This window comes from Bradyrhizobium sp. RT6a, assembly GCF_040547675.1.
In the GTDB taxonomy this organism is placed as follows: Bacteria; Pseudomonadota; Alphaproteobacteria; order Rhizobiales; family Xanthobacteraceae; genus Bradyrhizobium.
This window is the reverse complement of the sequence record NZ_JBEPQC010000002.1, coordinates 1,466,960-1,488,158: the sequence shown is the minus strand read 5'-3', so window position 1 is coordinate 1,488,158 and position 21,199 is coordinate 1,466,960. Positions and strand designations below refer to the sequence as shown.

The 21,199-nt window shown below is 65.4% G+C and carries 17 protein-coding genes; 8 read left to right on the top strand and 9 right to left on the bottom strand.

Annotation, left to right across the window (positions count from 1 at the left end):
- Nucleotides 1-73: 73 nt before the first annotated feature.
- Both mfd and ABIC03_RS17115 read right to left on the bottom strand, forming a co-directional pair.
- Complete coding sequence (gene mfd / locus ABIC03_RS17120) at nt 74-3,592, bottom strand: transcription-repair coupling factor (protein WP_354059357.1); 3,519 nt, start codon at nt 3,590-3,592, stop codon at nt 74-76.
- On the bottom strand, nt 3,589-3,879 hold the full coding sequence (locus ABIC03_RS17115) for an FAD assembly factor SdhE (RefSeq protein WP_275171124.1): 291 nt from the start codon (nt 3,877-3,879) through the stop codon (nt 3,589-3,591). The genes mfd and ABIC03_RS17115 overlap by 4 nt, the downstream gene beginning before the upstream one ends.
- A 184-nt stretch (nt 3,880-4,063) precedes the next feature.
- Between ABIC03_RS17115 and recG the strand changes: the two genes are divergently transcribed.
- Nucleotides 4,064-6,172, top strand: coding sequence for an ATP-dependent DNA helicase RecG (gene recG / locus ABIC03_RS17110; RefSeq protein ID WP_354059355.1), 2,109 nt, complete (start codon nt 4,064-4,066; stop codon nt 6,170-6,172).
- Here recG and panE read toward each other — a convergent pair.
- Nucleotides 6,169-7,098, bottom strand: a complete 930-nt coding sequence (gene panE, locus ABIC03_RS17105; RefSeq protein ID WP_354059353.1) for a 2-dehydropantoate 2-reductase — start codon at nt 7,096-7,098, stop codon at nt 6,169-6,171. The genes recG and panE overlap by 4 nt on opposite strands.
- A 247-nt stretch (nt 7,099-7,345) precedes the next feature.
- On the opposite strand from panE, the gene ABIC03_RS17100 reads away from it, so the two are divergent.
- Nucleotides 7,346-7,861: a P-loop NTPase family protein gene (locus tag ABIC03_RS17100; protein ID WP_275171127.1), complete on the top strand. Its 516-nt coding sequence runs from the start codon at nt 7,346-7,348 to the stop codon at nt 7,859-7,861.
- 28 nt (nt 7,862-7,889) lie between these two features.
- On the opposite strand, the gene ABIC03_RS17095 is transcribed toward ABIC03_RS17100, so the two are convergent.
- The 3 genes from ABIC03_RS17095 to glmS all read right to left on the bottom strand — a co-directional run bounded on the left by ABIC03_RS17095 (nt 7,890) and on the right by glmS (nt 11,537).
- The gene (locus ABIC03_RS17095) at nt 7,890-8,747 is read right to left on the bottom strand and encodes an NAD(P)-dependent oxidoreductase (protein ID WP_354059351.1); all 858 of its coding nucleotides are present in this window, start codon (nt 8,745-8,747) and stop codon (nt 7,890-7,892) included.
- A 104-nt stretch (nt 8,748-8,851) separates the two neighbouring features.
- Nucleotides 8,852-9,622 carry a DUF502 domain-containing protein gene (locus ABIC03_RS17090; RefSeq protein ID WP_354059349.1) on the bottom strand — a complete coding sequence of 257 codons (771 nt, stop codon included), beginning with the start codon at nt 9,620-9,622 and terminating at the stop codon, nt 8,852-8,854.
- A gap of 88 nt (nt 9,623-9,710) precedes the next feature.
- Nucleotides 9,711-11,537 carry a glutamine--fructose-6-phosphate transaminase (isomerizing) gene (gene glmS, locus ABIC03_RS17085; RefSeq protein ID WP_354059347.1) on the bottom strand — a complete coding sequence of 609 codons (1,827 nt, stop codon included), beginning with the start codon at nt 11,535-11,537 and terminating at the stop codon, nt 9,711-9,713.
- 180 nt (nt 11,538-11,717) lie between these two features.
- On the opposite strand from glmS, the gene ABIC03_RS17080 reads away from it, so the two are divergent.
- Nucleotides 11,718-11,936 (top strand): hypothetical protein, encoded by a 219-nt coding sequence (locus tag ABIC03_RS17080; protein ID WP_106944786.1) that lies wholly within the window; start codon nt 11,718-11,720, stop codon nt 11,934-11,936.
- 6 nt (nt 11,937-11,942) lie between these two features.
- On the opposite strand, the gene glmU is transcribed toward ABIC03_RS17080, so the two are convergent.
- Entirely contained in the window at nt 11,943-13,298 is a 1,356-nt protein-coding gene (gene glmU, locus ABIC03_RS17075) for a bifunctional UDP-N-acetylglucosamine diphosphorylase/glucosamine-1-phosphate N-acetyltransferase GlmU (protein ID WP_354059345.1), read from the bottom strand.
- Nucleotides 13,299-13,472: 174 nt separating this feature from the next.
- Between glmU and ABIC03_RS17070 the strand changes: the two genes are divergently transcribed.
- Together ABIC03_RS17070 and ABIC03_RS17065 are read left to right on the top strand one after the other, a co-directional pair.
- Nucleotides 13,473-14,813: a hypothetical protein gene (locus ABIC03_RS17070; protein ID WP_354059343.1), complete on the top strand. Its 1,341-nt coding sequence runs from the start codon at nt 13,473-13,475 to the stop codon at nt 14,811-14,813.
- 115 nt (nt 14,814-14,928) lie between these two features.
- Complete coding sequence (locus ABIC03_RS17065; protein ID WP_354059341.1) at nt 14,929-15,084, top strand: hypothetical protein; 156 nt, start codon at nt 14,929-14,931, stop codon at nt 15,082-15,084.
- 24 nt (nt 15,085-15,108) lie between these two features.
- Here ABIC03_RS17065 and ABIC03_RS17060 read toward each other — a convergent pair whose 3' ends face one another.
- Nucleotides 15,109-15,255, bottom strand: a complete 147-nt coding sequence (locus ABIC03_RS17060) for a hypothetical protein (protein ID WP_354059339.1) — start codon at nt 15,253-15,255, stop codon at nt 15,109-15,111.
- A gap of 183 nt (nt 15,256-15,438) precedes the next feature.
- On the opposite strand from ABIC03_RS17060, the gene ABIC03_RS17055 reads away from it, so the two are divergent.
- Entirely contained in the window at nt 15,439-15,819 is a 381-nt protein-coding gene (locus ABIC03_RS17055; RefSeq protein ID WP_063996284.1) for a hypothetical protein, read from the top strand.
- Here ABIC03_RS17055 and ABIC03_RS17050 read toward each other — a convergent pair.
- The gene (locus tag ABIC03_RS17050) at nt 15,779-17,338 is read right to left on the bottom strand and encodes a glycoside hydrolase family 17 protein (protein ID WP_354059337.1); all 1,560 of its coding nucleotides are present in this window, start codon (nt 17,336-17,338) and stop codon (nt 15,779-15,781) included. The two genes, ABIC03_RS17055 and ABIC03_RS17050, sit on opposite strands and share 41 nt — an antisense overlap.
- A 329-nt stretch (nt 17,339-17,667) precedes the next feature.
- On the opposite strand from ABIC03_RS17050, the gene ABIC03_RS17045 reads away from it, so the two are divergent.
- On the top strand, nt 17,668-18,252 hold the full coding sequence (locus ABIC03_RS17045) for a beta-1-3, beta-1-6-glucan biosynthesis protein (RefSeq protein ID WP_354059335.1): 585 nt from the start codon (nt 17,668-17,670) through the stop codon (nt 18,250-18,252).
- A 214-nt stretch (nt 18,253-18,466) separates the two neighbouring features.
- On the top strand, nt 18,467-21,142 hold the full coding sequence (locus ABIC03_RS17040; RefSeq protein ID WP_354059333.1) for a glycosyltransferase: 2,676 nt from the start codon (nt 18,467-18,469) through the stop codon (nt 21,140-21,142).
- Nucleotides 21,143-21,199 lie beyond the last annotated feature (57 nt).

The window sequence follows — 21,199 nt, the reverse complement described above, 5'->3', positions numbered from 1 at the left end:
ATCCAGACTGTCTCCGCGGAGGGACTCTGGATTGCTTCGCTGCGCTCGCAATAACGTGGTGAGACCTGAAGCCTCACGCCGCCTTCTTGCTTTGCGCGAGCTGCGCCAGCTGGCGCATGATCTCGGTGGTGCCGGCGAGACGCTCTTCCGGCGTTTCCCAATCCTGCAGGAACACCACCTTCATGTCCGGCCGCACCTTCGCGGCCTGGCCGTGGCTGCGGATGAAGCTCACCAGGCGATCGGGATGGGCAAACGAATTGTCGCGGAAGGCGATGACGGCGCCCTTCGGGCCGGCATCGATCTTGCCGACATTGGCCTGACGGCAGAACGCCTTGATCGCGGCGACCTTGAACAAATAGCGCACCTCGTCCGGCAGCACGCCGAAACGATCGCGCATCTCGGCGCCAAAATTCTCGATCTCCTCCTCGCTGTCGAGGTCGGCGAGCCGGCGGTAGAGTGACAGCCGCACCGAGAGATCGCCGACATAGTCCTCCGGAATGAGCACGGGCATGCCGATGGTGATGGTCGGCGACCAGCGATCGGCGGCGGGCTCCGACACGCCGGCCTTGAGGTTGACGATCGCCTCCTCCAGCATCGACTGGTAGAGTTCGAAGCCGACCTCCTTGATATGGCCGGACTGCTGCTCGCCCAGGATGTTGCCGGCGCCGCGGATATCGAGGTCGTGCGAGGCGAGCTGGAAGCCCGCGCCCAGCGTCTCCAGCGATTGCAGCACGGTGAGCCGGCGCTCGGCCTGCACCGTGATCTTCTGCTGCGCCGGCAGCGTGAACAGCGCATAGGCCCGCAGCTTGGAACGGCCGACGCGGCCGCGGAGCTGATAGAGCTGGGCGAGGCCGAACATGTCCGCGCGATGCACGATCAGCGTGTTGGCATTGGGGATGTCGAGGCCGGATTCCACGATCGTGGTCGACAGCAGAATGTCGAACTTGCCGTCGTAGAACGCGGTCATGATGTCCTCGATCACGGCGGGCGGCATTTGCCCGTGCGCGACCGCGACCTTCATCTCCGGCACGTTCTTGTCGAGGAAGTCCTTGACCTCGGCGAGGTCGTCGATGCGCGGCACCACGTAGAACGCTTGGCCGCCGCGATAGCGCTCGCGCAGCAGTGCCTCGCGGATCATCAAGGGGTCGTGCGGGGCGACGAAGGTGCGGACCGCGAGGCGGTCGACCGGCGGCGATGCGATGATCGAGAGCTCGCGCACGCCAGTGAGCGCCAGCTGGAGCGTGCGCGGGATCGGCGTCGCCGACAGCGTCAGCACGTGCACCTCGGCGCGGAGCTGCTTCAGCCGCTCCTTGTGGGTGACACCGAAATGCTGCTCCTCGTCGACGATCAGCAGGCCGAGATCCCTGAACTTGATCGACTTGCTGAGCAGCGCATGGGTGCCGACGACGATGTCGACCGAGCCGTCGGTGAGCCCTTTCTTGACCAGATTGAGCTGCTTGGCCGGGACCAGGCGGGAGGCCTGCGCGACCTGGACCGGGAACCCCTTGAAACGGTCGGTGAACGTCTTGTGATGCTGACGGGCGAGCAGCGTGGTCGGCACCACGACCGCGACCTGCTTGCCTTCGAGCGCCACGGCGAAGGCGGCGCGCAAGGCCACCTCGGTCTTGCCGAAGCCGACGTCGCCGCAAATCAGCCGGTCCATGGGACGGCCGAGCTCGAGGTCCTTCAGCGTGGACTCGATCGCGCCAAGCTGATCCTCGGTCTCGTCATAGGGGAAGCGCGCGCAGAACTCGTCGTAGAGGCCCGGCTGCACCGGCAGCTTCGGCGCCTCGTGCAGGTGGCGCTCGGCGGCGATCTTGATCAGCTCGCCCGCGATCTCGCGGATGCGGTTCTTGAGCTTGGCCTTGCGCGTCTGCCAACCCGAGCCGCCGAGACGATCGAGTTCGACCGAGGTCTGGTCGGAGCCATAGCGCGACAGCAGCTCGATGTTCTCGACCGGCAGGAACAGTTTTGTCTCGGCGGCATAATGCAGCTCGAGGCAGTCATGGGGCGCGCCGGCGACGTCGAGCGTCTGCAGGCCGATGAAGCGGCCGATACCGTGATCGACGTGGACCACGATGTCGCCGGCGGCGAGGCTCGTCACCTCCGAGATGAAATTGTCGAGCTTGCGGTTCGCCTTGCGCGGCCGGACCAGGCGATCGCCAAGGATGTCCTGCTCGCTGATGACAGCGATCTCGTCGGTCTCGAAACCGCTTTCCAGGCCGAGCACGGCCAGCATGGTCTCGTTGCGCGGGGTGGCCTGCACCGTGCGCCAGCTGTTGACGCTGGTCACTGGGGTGAGCTTGTGATCGCGCAGCATCGAGGTCATGCGGTCGCGCGAGCCCTCCGTCCAGAGCGCGATGACCACCTTCTTGCGGCTTGTCAGCAGCACATGCACATGTGCGACGACGGCTTCGAAGACGTTGACCTTGCTATCGTTGCGCTCCGGCGCGAAGTCGCGGCCCTTGCGTGCGCCGGCATCGACCACGCTGGTACCATCTGCAGGCACCGAAAACTGCGTCAGCCGCACCAGCGGGATCCCGCTCTCGCGCTTGCCCCACTCCTCCTCGGTCAAATAGAGCCTGTCAGGCGGCAGCGGCTTGTAGATGGCGCCGCCGCCCGGATGCTCCATCGCATCGCGGCGGGCCTGGTAATAATCGAGGATCTGCTTGAAGCGCTCGCGGATGGCATCCTCGGCCTGCGGCTCGATCGCGACGGCTGCCCCTTGCAGATAGTCGAACAGCGTGTCCATCCGGTCCTGGAACAGCGGCAGCCAATGTTCCATGCCAGGATGGCGGCGGCCCTCGCTGACGGCCTCATAGAGCGCGTCGTCGCGCTCGGGCGCGCCGAACTCGGCGACATAGCCCATGCGAAAGCGACGGATAGTGTCGGTGACGAGCTGGAATTCGGAGATCGGCACGAGATCGAGCGCGCGCATGTCGAGCAGCGTGCGCTGGGTCTCGGCATCGAAGGTGCGGATCGATTCCAGGCTGTCGCCGAAGAAGTCGAAGCGGACGGGCTGGTCGAGGCCGGCCGGAAACAGGTCCAGAATGCCGCCGCGCACGGCGTATTCGCCGGGCTCGCGCACGGTCGAGGAGCGGTTGTAGCCGTTGTGTTCGAGCCAGGCCACGATGGTGTCCATCGGCACGACGTTGCCCGGCGCGACCGACAGCGCCTGCGCCGCGACGAGCTCGCGCGCCGGCACGCGCTGGACGACCGCGTTCACCGTGGTCAGCACGATCAGGGGCTTGTCGCTGCCGGTCAGTGACGCCAGGCGTGCCAGCGTCGTCAGGCGCTGGGCGAGAACGCCACCATGCGGCGAGACGCGGTCATAGGGCTGGCAGTCCCAGGCGGGGAAAGTCAGCACGGGCAAATCGGGCGCGAAGAATTGCAGCGCACGTTCGAGCTGCTGCATCCGCGGCCCGTCGCGGCAGATCACCGCGAGGCTGACAGCCGGCTTCTTCGGCCGCGCCGCGATGGCGCGCGCGAGATCGGAAACGACGAGGCCCTCGGCGCCCTCGGCGACATTGGCAAGCGTCAGCGCGCGGCCGGGCGTGAGCAGCTCGGCCGGCGATTTCATCCCCTGCTTCATACGTCGCGGTCCGCGATCGGAAACGCCTTGATGCGCGCAAACAGCGGGCCGATGACTTCGGCGGGAAGCACCTTGTCGCCGGTGATGGCGGCATAGAGGTCGGGATCGGCCTCTTCGAGCAGGGTCTCGAGCTGCGTCAGTTCGTCATCGGACAGATTGCCGATCTCGGCATCCGCGAAGCGGCCGAGGATCAGGTCCATCTCGCGCGTGCCGCGGTGCCAGCAGCGGAACAGGAGCCGCTTGCGGCGGTCGTCCAGCCCGTTGCTCGATCGTGTCGTTCCCGTCATGTCTCAATTCCAGTCAAACGCCAAAAGCCCGGACGTGCCGGGCCGGGGTGATATAGCCACTCGGGCGGGTCCTGTCAGCCCTCGATTTGTCATGGCCCGCTGCCGCCGCAGGGACACGAAAAAACACGTGGATGCCGGGCATAAAGCCGGGCATGACCAGCGAAAACGATCCTAGGTTCGCCTGATGCGCCCCAGCCTGCTCAATCCGCTGTTTGCCCCCGTGACCAGCCTGTCCGGCGTCGGTCCGAAGCAGGACAAGCTGCTGCAATATCTGCTCAGCCGCAATGAGACGCCGCGGCTGGTCGATCTGTTGCTGCATCTGCCGAGCCAGGTCATCGACCGCCGCGCCCGGCCGAAGATCCGCGACGCCGCGCAGGGAACCATGGTGACGCTGGAGGTCACCGTCGACCGCCACCGCCCGCCCCCGCCACGCAATGCGCGCGCGCCGTATCTGGTTTACGCCAGCGACGATACCGGCGACGTCGTGCTGACGTTCTTCCGCGCCAAGCCCGGCTATGTCGAGAAGCTGCTGCCGATTGGCGAGAAGCGCTTCGTCTCCGGCACGCTCCAGATGTACGACGGCATCCCACAGATCGTGCATCCCGACCGGGTGCTGGACGAGGAGGCGATTTCAAAACTCTCCGGCATCGATCCGGTCTATCCCCTGACCGAAGGCCTTGCACTCGGCTCGCTGCGCCGCGCGGTCGCGCAGGCGCTGCAAAAGCTGCCGGCGCTGCCGGAATGGATCAGCCCGGAGGTGCTGCGCCGCTGCAATTTCCCGCCGATCACCGAGGCGCTCACCCGGGTGCACCAGCCGGTCGAGCTCACCGACATTCTGCCCGACCAGCCGTTCTGGTCGCGGCTCGCCTTCGACGAGTTGCTCGCCGGACAGCTGGCCCTTGCCTTGATCCGCGCCCAATTGCGTCGCCCGGCCGGTGTGCGCAACGCCGGCGACGGGCACCTCCGCAACAAGATCATCGACGCCCTGCCCTACGCGCTCACGATCTCCCAGCGCAATGCTGCGGCCGCCATTGCCAATGACCTGCAACAGCCGGTGCGCATGTTGCGTCTGCTCCAGGGCGACGTCGGCTCCGGCAAGACCGTGGTCGCGCTGCTCGCCGCCGCTGCCGTCACCGAGGTCGGCAAGCAGGCCGCCCTGATGGCGCCGACCGAAATCTTGGCCCGTCAGCACATCAAGACCATCGCGCCGCTCGCGGAGCGCGCGGGCATGCGGGTCGCGATCCTCACCGGCCGCGAAAAGGGCAAGGAGCGGCGGGAACTGCTGGCACACCTCGAAGCCGGCGAGATCGATCTGCTCGTCGGCACCCATGCGCTGATCCAGGACGACGTGATCTTCAGCGACCTCGCCCTCGCCGTCGTCGACGAGCAGCATCGTTTTGGCGTGCGCGAGCGGCTGGCGCTGACGTCAAAGGGCGAGGCGGTCGACGTGCTGGTGCTGAGCGCAACGCCGATCCCGCGCACGCTGGTGCTGACCTATTTCGGCGACATGGACATCAGCGAGCTCAGGGAGAAGCCCGCCGGCCGCCAGCCGATCGAAACCCGCACCATCTCGATGAGCCGTCTCGGCGAGGTCACCGACAGCATCGGCCGCGCGCTCGAATCCGGCAAGCTGGTCTACTGGATCTGCCCGCTGGTCGAGGAATCCGAGGCCGAGGGCACCGAGCACCTGACCAATGCGACCAAGCGCTTCGAAAGCCTGCAAAAGCGCTTCGGCGACCGCGTCGGCCTCGTCCACGGCCAGATGAAGGGCACCGAGAAGGACCGCGTCATGGGCCAGTTCGCCGCCCACGAGATCGGCCTGCTGGTCGCGACCACCGTGGTCGAGGTCGGTGTCGACGTGCCGGCGGCGACCATCATGGTGATCGAGAACGCCGAACGCTTTGGCCTCGCCCAGCTTCATCAATTGCGCGGCCGCATCGGGCGCGGCTCGGAGGCCTCGACCTGTCTGCTGCTCTACTCCGAGCCGCTCGGCGAGATGTCGAAGGCGCGGCTGAAGGTGATCCGCGAGACCACCGACGGTTTTCGGATCGCCGAGGAAGACCTGAAGCTGCGCGGCGAAGGCGATGTGCTCGGCGTGCGCCAGAGCGGCCTGCCCGGCTACCGCATCGCCCGCTCGGAGGTGCACGGCCAGCTCATCACCCAGGCCCGCGACGAGGCGCTGCGCATCCTGAAGGACGATCCGAAGCTCAAGGGCGAGCGCGGCGAGGCGCTGCGATGCCTGCTGTATTTGTATGAGCGGGATGAAGCGATCCCGCTGATCGGGGCGGGCTAGCTGGCCGCTCTCTGTCGCCCGACCTCATAGGCCGCCACATGCGCCCGGGCGAGATCCAGCAGGGGCGTGTCGATGCCGAGCGTACGGGCGCGGTTGGCCATATCGCCGAGGATGTGCTCGGCCTCGGTGATCGACCCGCGCTCGATATCACGCAGCATCGAGGCCTTGAGCGGAGAGTCTGGAGTCGTGAACAGCTTCCGGTCGAACTCGATGAAAGGCGCTCGTGGCTCAAAACCCGAGGCCGTCGCGACGGCGCAGCATTCGGCGAACAGCCGGAAGATGGATTGCTCGCCGTTCGGCACAGCCAGAATGTCTCCGATGCTTGCACGCATCAGGCAGGTGATGCCGGCGAGCGTGCTGAGCTGGACGAATTTCTCCCACATGTCCTGCATGATCGCTTCGCTGGCGCGCACGTCGATACCGGGCACATGCAGCAGCGTCTCCAGGGCGAGCACACGCTCGCTCAACGAACCCCCGATCTCGCCGAAAACAATGGTCTGATTGGCCATGAACTGAACGACACGGCCATCCGCATCGAGCCCGGCACTGACGTTCGCGAGCCCGCCGAGGACGCAGCTCGTGCCGAACCGCGCAGTCAGGGCATCGACATGTTTCAGCCCGTTGAGGATCGGCAAAATCATCGTGTTGGCGCCAACCGCCGGGGCAAACTGAGCCATCGCATCGTCGAGCGAGTAGGATTTCACGCCGACGAGCACGACGTCGAACGTTTCCTTGAGATCGTTGGCCAGGATGACCTTCGGCTGTACAGCAAAGTCGCCGTGCGGGCTCACGACCTGCAATCCATTCCGCCGCAATTGCTCCGCACGCCCGGCCCGCACCAGAAAGGTCACGTCGCCGCCGGCTCGGACCAGGCGCGATCCGTAATAGCCTCCAAGCGCTCCCGCGCCGATCACAAGTACTCTCATTCGAACTCCCGTTGCGGAGGAATTGGCTCCGCAGAAACAATAACAGATGGGCCACGCGCCGTCTCCTCCCCGTCATTGCGAGCGCAGCGACTTGTCCGCCGAAGCTTTAGCGAAGGCGGAAGCAATCCAGAATCTTTCCGCCGAGGGACTCTGGATTGCTGCGCTTCGCTCGCAATGACGATGCGGATAAGCCCGGCTCTTAAGACTCCCCCTTTCGTCGCGGCTGGCTTTGTGAAATCTTCCCATCATGCGCCGGATCATCGTCGTAGGCTGTCAGGGTAGCGGAAAGACGAGCCTCTCCCGGAATCTCGGGCGAATGCTCGGGCTGCCCGTGGTGCATCTCGACGTGCTCTACTGGCGGCCGGGATGGAAGCCATCCGACAAACCGAGCTTCCGGGCGCGTGTCACCGATGCGATCGCGGGCGACGAATGGGTTGTCGACGGCAGCTTCTCGGGACTCGCATTCGATCTCACACTCGCGCGTGCCGATACGCTGGTCGTCATCGACCGCCCGCGCTGGCTCTGCCAGTGGCGCATTCTCCTGCGCTCCGCCCTCGATCGCGACAAGACCCGGCCTGACCTCCCGGAGGGGTGTCCCGAACAGTTCGACTGGAAATTGATGCGCGAGGCGTGGCGCTACGACACCGAGCGCGCGCCTGTGATCGAGGCCGAGCGTGTGCAGTACGGTGCTGACGTCCCGGTCGTGCGCTTGAGACGCGATCGGGACATCCAGGGTTTTCTGGATTCGGTGCACGGCACATGATCGACGGCCGTGACGTGAGACCGGACGATCAGGATTTCTTCTGCGCGATACGCGCGGCGAATGCCTTCATCAGGTCGGTATCCGCCGCCTCGCCTTTCGCGTCCTCGGCGAGATGCTCGAACCAGCGCGCGAAGCCTTCGTAAACTTGGCTGGCCGGATGATCGGGGCCGAGGAAGCCGGAAATCTCCCGCATCTCCGCCACCCAGCGATAGGCTTTCGGGATCATGTCCGGCAGCGCGACTTCGAGCCGGGCCAGAACCGCGGGCTGGCTGAGTGCGAGTTCGTCGCGCAGCGCATCGGCCGCGCCCGCTTTCGTTGCCGCGACCACCATCGCCGAGCCGATGCCGGCGAGGCCCTTGACGATACCGGCGTAGGACATTTTTAGCGCGGACGCGGCGCCGACCGGCCCTTCGACGATCCGCACGTCGAGCCCGAGGTCCTTCAGCACGGCGACGTCCTTGGCGTGCTCGCCGGACATGTAGAAGGCCGGGCTCTTGCTGCCGGGCTGGGGCGGGAACCCGATGATGCCGGCATCGACGAACGGCGCCTGTGTCGAGCCGATGATCTCCTCGATCCTCATCACGGTATCGACGTTGACGGCGTTGCAATCGACCACGACCGGCTTCTTCTCGCGCCGGACGATCAGCGCGGCCAGCCGCTCGGCGAGCGCCACGGCTTCGCCCGGCGGCACGATCGAGAGGATGATGTCGGCGTCCGCGATCGCGTCGTCCTCGGCGCCGATCATGCCGGCATCCGCCGCGCGTTTGCGCGTTGCCTCGCTCCGCCCATTCAACGACGTCAGCACCCGCGCACCGTGCTCGCCGAGACGTTGGGCCACCGCACTGCCCATGGCACCGGGCGCGAGGATCGCAATGGTTTTGGACATCGTGCACTCCAGATCGAATTCCGAGCAATGCGCTCGGTTCAACCGGAGACTAGCAGAGGACGGGACGCCCGCGTGATCGGCGGCCATCCCGCAGAGGAATGGCCCTACTCCACCTTCGCAGGCTGAGGCTGGAGCGCCGAGGCGTTGGCAATACGCGCGGCATTCGCCATGCCCGCCAGCGCCGCTGCCTTCTTCGAATCGGGCGCCGAGCCCGGCTGCACCACGCCGGCCGACATGATCAACGTCGCGGCGTCCTCGGTGCTCATGTCGACCTCGACGATCTTGCTCTTCGGCACGTAGAAGAAGAAGCCGGTCGTCGGGTTCGGCGAGCACGGCAGGAACACCGAGACGTGCTCCTCCTGACCCGGCAGGCTGCGGGAGACATCCTCGTTCGGCGATTGCGAGATCAGCACGATCGACCACATGCCCGGCGAGGGAAACTCGACCAGGCCGACTTTGCGGAAGCTCGAGCCCTTGCCCGAGAACAGCGTCTCGAACACCTGCTTCAGGCCACGGTAGATGGCGCGCACCGCCGGGATCCGGCCGAGGAAGGTCTCGCCGACATCGACCAGCGTTCGGCCGATGAGATTGGCCGCGAGGAAGCCGACCAGAGTCAGCGTGAAGAATGCGACGATCAGTCCCCATCCGGGGATGACGTACGGCATGTAGGTTTCGGGTCGGTAGGCCAGCGGCACGAACGGCCGCACCACGCCATCAACCCAGGTGACGAACCACCAGACCAGATAAAAGGTGATCGCGACCGGTCCCGTCACCACGAGACCGGTGAGAAAATAATTGCGGAAGCGGCCCATCAGGCCGGTATGCGGCTCCGGCAGGGGATCAAGAGGCGCAGACGCGTCGTCACGGGGGTTCATTCGGGTTCCAGGTCGGTCGCTTCGTCCAAGCTAGGGTCTTCTAGCAGGTTTTGGAAGACCACGAAGCGTTCCGGCCCGGCCCTTCTGCCTATTCCACCGTCACGGATTTCGCGAGATTGCGCGGCTGGTCGACATCGGTCCCCATGATCACCGCCGTATGATAGGCGAGCAGCTGAACGGGGACGGCATAGACCATCGGCGTGAACGCTGCCGCCATATCAGGCATGACGATGGTGACGAGAGACTCGACGGTCGCCTCCGCCGCGCCTTTGGCATCGGTCATCAGGATGATCTTGCCGCCGCGAGCGGCGACCTCCTGCATGTTGGAGACGGTCTTCTCGAACACACGGTCGTAGGGCGCGATAACGACGACCGGCATGGTCTCGTCGATCAGCGCGATCGGCCCGTGCTTGAGCTCGCCGGCGGCATAGCCCTCGGCGTGGATGTAGGAGATCTCCTTCAGCTTCAACGCGCCTTCGAGCGCGAGCGGGAAGCTGGTGCCGCGGCCGAGATAGAGCACGTCACGCGATTTGGCGATCTCGCGGGCGAGCTTCTCGATCTGGACCTCGGTGGTGAGCGCATCCGACATCAAACGCGGGATCTCGACGAGCCCGTGAACGAGCTTGGTCTCGTCCTCGTCGGAGAGTTCGCCGCGGGCCTTGCCGGCGGCGATCGCAAGATTTGCCAGCACCATGAGCTGGCAGGTGAAGGCCTTGGTCGAGGCGACGCCGATCTCGGGGCCGGCCAACGTTTGCAGCACGGTCTCGCTTTCGCGCGCGATCGTCGAGGTCGGCACGTTGACGACGGCCACGGTGTGCACGCCTTCGGCCTTGGCGTAGCGCAGCGCGGCCAAGGTATCGGCGGTCTCGCCCGACTGCGAGATGAAGATGGCGAGGTCGCCCTTGCGCAAGGGCGCCTCGCGGTATCGGAATTCGGAGGCGACATCAACCTCGACCGGCACGCGCGCGAAACGCTCGAACCAGTATTTTGCGACGAACCCGGCGTAGCTCGCGGTGCCGCAGGCCGTGATGTTGATGCGCTGGATATTCTTGAAGTCGAACGGCAGCTTGACCGGCAGCGAGACCCGCTCGGTCGCCATGTCGACATAGCGTGCCAGCGTGTGGCCGACCACTTCCGGCTGCTCGTGGATCTCCTTGGCCATGAAGTGGCGGTAATTGGCCTTGTCGACCAGCGAGGTCGAGGCGGCGTGCTTGGTCTTCTCGCGCTGGACGGCGTGGCCGTCCTTGTCGAAGATCGCAGCGCTCGTGTGGGTCAGCACGACCCAGTCGCCGTCCTCGAGATAGCTGATCGTGTCGGTGAACGGCCCGAGCGCAATGGCGTCGGAGCCGAGATACATCTCGCCGTCACCATAGCCGATCGCGAGCGGCGGACCGTTGCGGGCGCCGATCATCAAATCGTCCTCGCCGGCGAAGATGAAGCCGAGCGCGAACGCGCCGCGCAGCCGCGCCAGCGCCAATTTCACCGCTTCCACCGGCTTGTTGCCGCGCGTGAGCAGATCGTCGACGAGATGCAGCACGATCTCGGTGTCGGTCTGGGTGTGGAACACCGTGCCTTTCTTCTCGAGCTCCTCGCGCAGCTCGCGGAAATTCTCGATGATGCCGTTGTGAACCACGGCGACACGCTCGGTCGCGTGCGGGTGCGCATTGTTCACGGTCGGCTTGCCGTGGGTGGCCCAGCGGGTGTGACCGATTCCGGTCGTGCCCTTGAGCGGCTCGGCTTCGAGCCGCTTCTCCAGATTCTTCAGCTTGCCCTCGGCGCGTCGGCGCTCGAGATGCTTGCCCTCGAGCGTGGCGACGCCCGCGGAATCATAGCCGCGATATTCAAGACGTTTGAGCGAATCCACCAATTGCTCTGCAACCGGCTCGCGCCCGAGAATGCCGACAATCCCGCACATGCGGATCACTATCCCCCAAATCGTCGAAAAATCGCCTAAACGACGCGCTCGGTTTTTAGCGAAGTTCCTAAGGAACCAGATACTCAATAATTATTGCTGATTGAGACAGCACCCTAAACCGCGCGCGTTAACTTGTTGTCAACAAATTTGGCCAACCCTCGCGTATCAAGGAGAGAGGCCATGAAAGGCTCATCCGACCGCAAAAGTCTGTCATCGATGTCTGTGCGCGCCAGCGAGACCACCGGCACGCACCTTGCGCACTGGCCGCCGCCCCAGCGCGGCAAGGAAAGCAAGCCCGTCTTCATCAAGCACGTCGCCGGCGAGCCGGCGAAACGTGCCAAGCCGCGCGGCTGGCGCCTGACGCGCGCGATCTTCTCGGAATTCGCCGACGACGAATAGCGCCGCTCATTTCGCCGGCTTATTCCCTCGCGTCTTCATCTCGCGATAGCGCGCCGCACCACCGTCGCGGATGGTCTGCGGGCTGCGCTCCAGCGCCATGGCGTCGTCGGGCACGTCGCGCGTGATCACCGAGCCCGAGCCGATATAGGCGCCGTTGCCGATCGTCACCGGCGCGACCAGCGAGGAGTTGGTGCCGACGAACGCGCCCTGCCCGATGATCGTCTTGTGCTTCTTGAAGCCGTCGTAGTTGCAGGTGATGGTGCCGGCGCCGATGTTGGAATTGGCACCGATTGTGGCGTCTCCAATGTAGGAGAGATGGTTGACCTTGACGCCGGCCTCCAGCGTCGCGGCCTTGGTCTCCACGAAATTGCCGATGCGCGCGCCGTCGCCGAGCGAGGTGCCGGGCCGCAGCCGCGCATAGGGGCCGATGGAGACCTTCTTGCCGAGCGACGTCTCGACGATATGCGAAAAGGAATGGACCACCGTGCCGTCGCCGATCGAAACGCCGGGGCCGATCACAACGAAGGGCTCGATCGTCACGTCCTTGCCGAACACGGTATCCGCGGCGAGGTAGACGGTGTCGGGCGCGATCAGCGTCACGCCGGACTCCATCGCTGCCTTGCGCAACCGCGCCTGCATCACGCTTTCGGCCTCGGCGAGTTGCGCCTTGGTGTTGATGCCGCGCACTTCGTCCTCGCTGGTTTCGATCACCACGGCATCCCATCCCTGTTCGCTGACAATGCCGACCGCGTCGGTCAGATAATATTCGCCCTTGGAATTCGCATTGCCGATCTTGTCGAGGATCGCGAGCGCGCGGCGGCCGTCGATCGCCATGACCCCGGCATTACACAGGTCGATCCTGCGCTCCTCTGCGCTGGCATCGGCCTGCTCGCGGATCGCGACCAGGCGGTCGCCCTCGACGATGAAGCGGCCATAGCCGGTGGGATCGGCGGCGCGGAAGCCGAGCGCGGCGATTGCGGCGCCGTTGGCGAGCGGCGCGCGCAGCCGCGCAAAGGTCTCGGCCGAGATCAGCGGCGTGTCGCCGAACGCAATCAGCAGATCATCCACGCCCCCCGCAATGGCATCACGCGCCGCCAGCACCGCATGCGCGGTGCCGAGCCGGTCCTGTTGCACGAAGGTGAGCGCGTCGGGGCGGATGCGCTTTGCTTCGTCCGCCACCGCCTGATGGTCGGGTCCGATCACGACCGCGAGCGAGGTGCCGGTTCCCCTGGGCGCCGCGGCAAGCACGTGGGCGAGCAGGCTCTGGTGCGCGACCGGATGCAGCACTTTCGGCAGGTGTGAGCGCATACGCGTGCCTTCGCCGGCGGCGAGCACGATCGTGAGGCTGGAACGGGCGGTCATCGAAATCCTGTCAATCGGCCGAATCGATCGGCGCCAGCGGGCGACGGGCCGCCCTCATCAGCTATCGCCTTGCTACCCCCGCAAACGCCCGGAGTTCAAGTGCGACACGCTTTTCCTGTTAATGTTCCCTGATTGATTCGGGGAAGCCGGACAGGGGTTGGGCACTTAACGTTCATGGCAAAGGATTCCGACCCACTGGCGGATGCCTTCGGCGACAAGGAGACCGGCGGGCTGTTCTCCGGCCTCGTGGCCGAGGAGAGTTCGTTCGATCGCGGCATGATGTGGCGGCTGGGCTCATGGGGCGTGGCGGCCGTCGGCGCCGTGGTGATTGCCGTGTTCGCCAACCAGGCCCAGCTCGGCTGGCGGCGCGACCAGGTTGCGTCCGCCGATCTCGCGCGCCAGGCCGACCGGCTCCAGATGCTGACCAAAGAGAGCCAGAACGAGGCCCGACGCCTCGCCTCCGCCATCGAGACGCTGAACACCGATCGCGACCGGCTCTATTCGCGCGTCACCGTGCTAGAGCAAGGGCTGGATTCCGTCACCGGCGCCATCGCCAAGCAGACGACAACGCCGCCGCAGGCATCCGTTGCGAAACCTCAGGACGCGCCGGCTTTGATCGGGCCGCCGGCGCCCGGCATCGGGCCGGTCGCCTCGACACCGGCTTTGGCCAACGACAAGCCGCGCGCAGAGGCTGCAAAGGAGCCATCGAGCCCGCCGCCACAAAGCGCGGCCGCGGCCTCGCTGGTCGCGCAGTTGCCGGCAACGAATTCGGCACTGCCGATGCTTCCGCTGGTCCCATCCAAATCGATCATGGCGCCGCCCGATCCGGCCGCCCCGAAACTGGTTCAGCCCGAGACCACTGAGAAAGCTGCCGAGAAGAAGCCCGATCCGGCGCCCGCGCCCATCGAAGTCGCCGCTGCACCAGCCAAGCCGCCGGAGGCCGCCGAAAGCGAGGCTCCCGCGATCGCGGTCCAGCAGACGCGCTTTGCGATTGATCTCGGTGGCGCCAACTCGCTCGAAGGCCTGCGCGCATTGTGGCGCGGGGTCACCAAATCCAATCCTGAGATCGCAGCGTTGCGGCCGATCATCATGATCAAGGAAGGCAACACCGGCCTCGGCATGCAGCTCCGCCTCGGTGCCGGCCCGCTGATCAATGCAGCGGCTGCAGCAAAACTCTGCGCCGGCCTCGCCGAGAACGACCGCCACTGCGAGACCACCGTGTTCGACGGCCAGCGGCTGTCAATGCGCGGCGGGCAGGAAAAGGGACAAGAGAAGACGCAAGACAGGGTTCAGGAGAAGAACTCCGACAAGAACCAGGACTCGGTACCGCAAGCCGAGACCGTCCCGGCGCCCGCGCCCGCCGCGAAGCCCGACAAGCATCGCCGCGGCTATTCCTCAAAACGCTCATCGAAGCGCGAGGAGCCCGCGCCTGCTCCTGCGGCGCAGCCGGCCGCACAGCCGAAGCCGGAGACGGCGTCGGCGGGATCGACGCTGTCGTCGTTCTTCCGGCGGTAGACGCGGCATCCGCTCTGCGGCGGTGAAGACGGTCTCGCGGCCGACGTATCAAACGATACGAAGCCCTCCGACTCAAAACGGCAGTATCCGCGACGAATAATGATTCGGAGCGGAGATGGCGGACGAGACGTTTCTGCGCGAGCACCTCGCGCTGATCCGCGAGCTGGCCGAACAGGCCGACCCCCATATCAAGAAGCGATTGCTGGCCTTGGCTGAAAAATACGAACGTCGGCTGAGGGATCAGAACCGGGCGGTGCAAAATCGGCCTTGATGGCTCATCGGCGCACGCAATCACTTACTCCATGCGCGCCTTTTCCTTCAGGTCGCGAATGCGGTTCTCAGCTTCATCCCTCGACCGGACCAGTTCCGACCAATCCTCGACCCGAGCTTCCTTGCTCAGCCTCTTGAGTTCGTCCAGTTGCTCCTGAGTTGGCTTTTCCATGCTCGCTCCTTGCATGCAGCATGCGTTGCGCGGTCACACCGTTTCCAACCTGCGCGACCCCAGCCTGTTCCTGGATAAGTTCGGGCCGGGCGCGGCCGCCTTGCTCATTCCGCAAGGGCCCGCGATCGACATAAACTCACCTTCCCTGTTGCCCGCCCGCGCTATCCCGACCATATTGCCGCCATGACAAAAAAGCCCTTCCGCCTCACGCCCTATCAGGTGCAGTTCCTGATCGTCGTGGGCTTCGCCAGCGTCGGCTATGCGCTCTATCTGCGCTACCTCGGAATCGAAAACTCGCAGGTCGGTCTCGCCTGCGACGCCGGGCTTCAGACCCTGGTCTGCAAGGCGCGCTCGGTCTCGACCGTGCTGTTCAAGAATTCGGTGTTCGGCATCGTCGCGCTGGTGGTGGCGACGTTGAACCTGATGCGGCCGTCGATCGTGCTGCTCACCGTCGGCATCATCGCCGCCGGCCTCGGCATCGTGCTCTACAATGTCGTGCTGTCGGGCCTGGCGATCGGCCTGCTCATTCTTGGATTTGCTCGGCCCGCGCCCGCCACAGCGTGAGCGCGAACAAGAGGTAGATCGCGCAGGTCCACAGCGACTGCCAATTATCGCGGCCCTCGTTGAAGAGCACATAGGACGCCGACAGCGTCAGCACGCCGGCGAACACCGACTCCGCGATCGGACGCTGGCCGATCTGCGGCCGGTTCAGCATCAACAGCGCGAACGGCACCACCGCCATCGTCAACGAGGCGTAGGGGAAATCGTGGTAGCGCGGGTCGAACACGAAGCCGAGGGCGGTCTGTGCCGCAATCACCGCCGTCACTGCCAGCGTCAAGCCGAGCACAGCGGTGAGCTTCGACCATTTCCGGCCCTCGCGCGGACCGAGCAGATCGAGAAAGGTCGGGAGGCTGCGGCCGATCACCATCGCCTGCGCGCAGAAGATCGGCGACAGGATGCCGGCCGCCAGCAGCGTGCCCCACAACAGCCAGCCGCCGATGCCATAGCTCTCGTAGTACATCTTGTCCGCGCCGATCCCGAGCAGGATGCCGGCCGAGGTCGCCGAGATCGCCACGCCGAGCCAGGCCGAGAAGCGCGGCGTCCAGGGCCTGCGCCGCAACGTCAGGCCGGCGACCGCGAACACCAGCACGGAGAGGCCCATGCCGGCGCCCATGTACCATTTCCAGTACGGGAAATTGCTGATCGGCTGGCCCGGCGGATATTTCAGGCTCCGGCGCCCCGAGTCATAGAGGCCCCAATAGCCGCCGACGGTGCCTTCCAGCTTGCGCTTCCACGGCTGGTCGTAGGACTCGATCAGATTGACGCGGAACTTCTGCGCTTTCGCCAGGCTCAGGATCTCCGAGACCACGCGCGCCTGGTTGGTGCGCGACGGCAGCGCGCCCTCGCGCATGCGCCCTTCGCTCGGCCAGCCGGTTTCGCCGATCAGTATCTCCTTGCCGGGAAATGCGACCGCCATGCGCTCGCGGATCTGTTCGACATGGGAGGCGGCAAACTTCGCCTTGACCGGGAAGTCCTCCCAATAGGGCAGGATGTGGATCGTGACGAAGTCGACGGCGTCATAGATCTCGCGATTCCTGAGCCAGAACTCCCAGACATCGGCATAGGTGACGGGCACGCTGACCTGCGCCTTCACCGAGCGGATGATGGAGACGAGGTCCGCGGTCGTCATCTCGCCGCGCAGCAGCACTTCGTTGCCGACGATGATGCTGGTGATGATTCCGGGGAAATCCTTGGAAAGACGAATGGCGAGCGCCGCCTGCTCGAAATTCTTGGTGCGGTTGCTGGAGAGCCAGATGCCCTGGAGCACCTTCAGCCCGCCGATCCGGGCCGCGATCGCCGGCACCTGGTCGAGCCCGTTCTCCATCGAATAGGTGCGGACGCAGTCGGTGATCTCCTTGAGCTGGCGCAGGTCCTGCTCGATCTGGTCGGCCTCGATATGGGTCCATGCGTTCAGCGGCGACTGCTCGCCGCGGAACGGCGCGTAGGAGACGCATTGGACCTTGTCGGCGGGATCGATCGGGGCGCGCGCGAGCGAGATCGGCGTGGCAAGCCACCACCACACGGCAGCGATCGCACCCAATGAAACGAGCAGAAGCGCCAGTGGCGTACGAAGAGAAATCGGTTCCGTCCTCCGCGAAGGGCCGTCGATTACCTGCTAGCACGGCGTCTGCCAAGGGGGTGACTCCGTTATGGATCCATCCCTCCCCTGAGGAATTTACCTGCGGCCGTTCGACCGAGGCCTAGGATCGTGACTTTGCTGGACAAAATTCCAGATTCAGGCCATGGACTCGGGAGGACTTTTCCGCCGCATTGGAGACCCATTTGGACGCCATCACCGGGCGCGTCCGCGAAGGTCCTGACGCGGACGGGCAGTGATATATTGGGGAATTCATGCGGCAACGGGTGTTCGAGTTACGAAATGCGGTCCTGCGGCAGTTCGCCGCCACCTTGGCCGTTTCTTCCCTTGTCATCCTGATGGGTATCGGCGCGGCCTCCGCCCAGAGCGGCACGCCCGCTCCAGACCAGAGCAAGGCAGCCGCCCAGCCCGCCGACGCGGCCAAGGATGCCGCCCAGAACCAGCGCCGCACCGACGAGTTCGCCGAAGCAGCCCAGGTCATCAACGGTCCGGCCGGCAACCCCGAATGCGTCTGGCTCGGCCGGCGCGTGGTGCGGCTGATGTGGCGGGATGACCTCGATACCGCATTCCGCCATCTCGACCTCTACGATCGCTTCGGCTGCCCCGGCGGCCACATCCAGGCCGCCTTCCGCTGCTTGACCCGCTTCGGCGGCCAGATCGATCCCAAGGTCGCCGAGACCCTGGATAGCCGTGTGCACGCTTGCTGGATCAACCCGGCGTCGCAGCCGCAGCAGGCGGCAGCCGCAGCCTCGCAGGCGCCGGCAGCGGGCAATGCGCAGCCGCAGCCGGCCGCGAGCCCTTCGCCGGCGGCAAGCCCGTCACCGGCGCCCCCGAAATAGCCGCGATTGTTTCAGCCTCCGTTCAGGAACGATCGGCGATAGAGGCAATTGGCACTGCTGCGAATTTCGAAATGTGCATGCCCTCATACGGTCATGAGGCGATGACAGTTGTGAAACCGCGCGGCAGAGGTATGCTCCATTTGCCGCGGACTTGGTCGGATCTCGGGGTCGGATCCGCTTCCCTGCCCCCTCAGCCCCTTTTGGTTTAGCCGCGATGCGGGTTGTCGCCGCCGTTCTGTTGCTTGTGTCCGCGCTCCACGCCGGCCTCTGGGGAGTCTTGCGCGACAAGGAACCCGCGCCCGACTTCAAGGGCTTGCTGCCCAGTGTCTCCTACGCGCCGTTCGAGGGCTCGGCTCACCCCGACATCGACAACATTCCGTCGGTGGAGAAAATCCGCGCCGACTTGAAGACGCTGTCGACGATGACGCGCGCGATCCGCCTCTATTCGTCCACCGGCGGCGTGGAACTGGTGCCGCCGATCGCGGCCGAGTTCGGCCTCAAGGTCACCGTCGGCGCCTGGATCGACAAGGACAAGGATCGCAACGAGCGCGAGATCAAGGCCGCCATCGAGCTCGCCCGCAAGAACAGCAACGTCAACGGCGTCGTCGTCGGCAACGAGGTGATCTATCGCGGCGAGCAGAAGGTCGAAGACCTCATCGAGATGATCAAGAAGGTCAAGGGCTCGGTCCGCGTGCCCGTCACGACCGGTGAAATCTGGAACATCTGGCGCGACAATCCCGACCTCGGCTCCAACGTCGACTTCATCGCCGCCCACGTGCTGCCCTATTGGGAAAACTTCCGCTCGGACCAGGCGGTCGACCAGGCCGTCGACCGCTACAATCTGTTGCGCAACCTGTTCCCCGGCAAGCGCATCGTGATCGCCGAGTTCGGCTGGCCGAGCGCGGGTTACAATCTGCGCAACGCCGACCCCGGTCCGTTCCAGCAGGCGCTGACCTTGCGCAACTTCGTCAGCCGCGCCGACGCCATCGGCATGGAATACAACATCGTCGAGGCCATCGATCAGCCCTGGAAATACTTCGAAGGCGGCGTCGGTCCGTACTGGGGCATCCTCAACGCCAGCCGCGAGCCGAAATTCGCTTGGACCGGGCCGGTGGAGAATCCCGACTATTGGAAGCTGATGGGCGTCGCCCTCCTGGTCGGAATCCTGCTGTCGCTGCCGATCCTGCGGCTGCAGCAGCCGACGGCGAAGCAGGCGTTCCTGCTGTCGGCCACCGCCAATGGCGTCGGCGCCTGGGCCGCCACCGTGTTCGCGTTCTGGAACGGACACTATTTCATCTTCGGCTCCGCCTTCGCGCTCACGCTCGGCATGATCCTGCTTGTTCCCCTCGTGCTGATCGCGATGGCGCGCATCGACGAGATCGCGGCCGTCGCGTTCGGCCGGCCGCCGCAGCGGCTGCTCACGAAAGGCAAGCCGGTCGAGGACGTGCCCGAGAATTATTACCCGAAGGTCTCGATCCACATTCCCGCCTATTTCGAGCCGGTCGAGATGCTCAAGCAGACGCTCGATGCGCTGTCGCGGCTGAATTATCCGAACTACGAATGCGTCGTCATCATCAACAACACGCCCGACCCTGCCTTCTGGCAGCCGATCCAGGATCATTGCCGCGCGCTCGGTGAACGCTTCAAGTTCATCAACGCCGAGAAGGTGCAGGGCTTCAAGGCCGGTGCGCTGCGCATCGCGATGGACCGCACCGCCGTCGACGCCGAGATCATCGGCATCCTCGACGCCGACTACGTCGTCGATCCCGACTGGCTCAAGGACCTCGTGCCGGCGTTTGCAGATCCCAGTGTCGGCCTGGTGCAGGCGCCGCAGGAACATCGCGACGGCGACCTGTCGATCATGCACTACATCATGAACGGCGAATATGCCGGCTTCTTCGACATCGGCATGGTCCAGCGCAACGAGACCAACGCCATCATCGTGCACGGCACGATGTGCCTGATCCGCCGCGCCGCGATGGACATGGCCGGCGGTTGGTCGTCCGACACGATCTGCGAGGACAGCGATCTCGGCCTTTCGATCCAGCAGCTCGGCTGGACCACGCACTACACCAACCACCGCTACGGCCAGGGCCTGCTCCCCGACACCTACGAGGCCTTCAAGAAGCAGCGTCACCGCTGGGCCTATGGCGGCCTCCAGATCGTCAAGAAGCACTGGCGGAACTTCCTGCCCGGACGGAGCCGGCTGACGCCCGACCAGAAGCGCGAATATGGCCTGGGCTGGCTGAACTGGCTGGGTGCCGAAAGCCTCGGGGTGGTCGTGGCGCTGCTCAACCTCGTCTGGGTCCCGATCGTCGCCTTCGCCGACATCGCCATCCCCGACAAGATCCTGACGCTGCCGATCATCGGCGCCTTCGTCGTCTCGCTCGCGCACTTCTTGTCGATGTACCGCGCGCGCGTCGCGATCAAGCCCGGCCAGATGCTGGGCGCGATGATCGCGGCGATGAGCGTGCAGTGGACGGTGTCGCGCGCGGTGGCGCAGGGACTGATCACCGAGCACATTGCGTTCGCGCGCACGTCCAAGGGCGGCCTGTCCAGGATGTCGATCGAGTTCCAGGCGTTCTGGGAGGCCGTGATCGGCGCCCTGCTCCTGATCGGCGCCGGCGTGCTGGTGGCCTCCAACAGCTATCGCCAGATCACCGAGATCTACATCTTCGCCGGCGTACTGGTGCTCCAAAGCCTGCCGTTCCTGGCTGCGGTCGCCATCGCCATCCTCGAGCTCAGCCGCATCAACTCGTTCCAGTTCTGGCGCGACAGCGCGATCCGCACCGCCGAGCTGATCGGCCTGCGTCCGGTCGCGCTGCCGACCCCCGCCGGCACGCCGCAGCAAGTGCCGGTGCCAAGCGAGGTCCGGCGGGAGGCGAACTGACGGGGCTCCGAACGCGGCATCCGGCCCATGGGCGGACGTCGCGGGTTCTTCGGCGTG

Excerpts from the sequence above, each read along its gene's own strand:
- ABIC03_RS17070 (WP_354059343.1), top strand. The coding sequence starts at position 13,473 with ATGGCAAAGGATTCCGACCCACTGGCGGATGCCTTCGGCGACAAGGAG.
- ABIC03_RS17100 (WP_275171127.1), top strand. The coding sequence starts at position 7,346 with ATGCGCCGGATCATCGTCGTAGGCTGTCAGGGTAGCGGAAAGACGAGC.
- ABIC03_RS17065 (WP_354059341.1), top strand. The coding sequence starts at position 14,929 with ATGGCGGACGAGACGTTTCTGCGCGAGCACCTCGCGCTGATCCGCGAG.
- ABIC03_RS17055 (WP_063996284.1), top strand. The coding sequence starts at position 15,439 with ATGACAAAAAAGCCCTTCCGCCTCACGCCCTATCAGGTGCAGTTCCTG.
- ABIC03_RS17040 (WP_354059333.1), top strand. The coding sequence starts at position 18,467 with ATGCGGGTTGTCGCCGCCGTTCTGTTGCTTGTGTCCGCGCTCCACGCC.
- recG (WP_354059355.1), top strand. The coding sequence starts at position 4,064 with ATGCGCCCCAGCCTGCTCAATCCGCTGTTTGCCCCCGTGACCAGCCTG.
- ABIC03_RS17080 (WP_106944786.1), top strand. The coding sequence starts at position 11,718 with ATGAAAGGCTCATCCGACCGCAAAAGTCTGTCATCGATGTCTGTGCGC.
- ABIC03_RS17060 (WP_354059339.1), bottom strand. The coding sequence starts at position 15,255 with ATGGAAAAGCCAACTCAGGAGCAACTGGACGAACTCAAGAGGCTGAGC.
- ABIC03_RS17090 (WP_354059349.1), bottom strand. The coding sequence starts at position 9,622 with ATGAACCCCCGTGACGACGCGTCTGCGCCTCTTGATCCCCTGCCGGAG.
- glmU (WP_354059345.1), bottom strand. The coding sequence starts at position 13,298 with ATGACCGCCCGTTCCAGCCTCACGATCGTGCTCGCCGCCGGCGAAGGC.
- ABIC03_RS17095 (WP_354059351.1), bottom strand. The coding sequence starts at position 8,747 with ATGTCCAAAACCATTGCGATCCTCGCGCCCGGTGCCATGGGCAGTGCG.
- ABIC03_RS17115 (WP_275171124.1), bottom strand. The coding sequence starts at position 3,879 with ATGACGGGAACGACACGATCGAGCAACGGGCTGGACGACCGCCGCAAG.
- panE (WP_354059353.1), bottom strand. The coding sequence starts at position 7,098 with ATGAGAGTACTTGTGATCGGCGCGGGAGCGCTTGGAGGCTATTACGGA.
- mfd (WP_354059357.1), bottom strand. The coding sequence starts at position 3,592 with ATGAAGCAGGGGATGAAATCGCCGGCCGAGCTGCTCACGCCCGGCCGC.
- glmS (WP_354059347.1), bottom strand. The coding sequence starts at position 11,537 with ATGTGCGGGATTGTCGGCATTCTCGGGCGCGAGCCGGTTGCAGAGCAA.
- ABIC03_RS17045 (WP_354059335.1), top strand. The coding sequence starts at position 17,668 with ATGCGGCAACGGGTGTTCGAGTTACGAAATGCGGTCCTGCGGCAGTTC.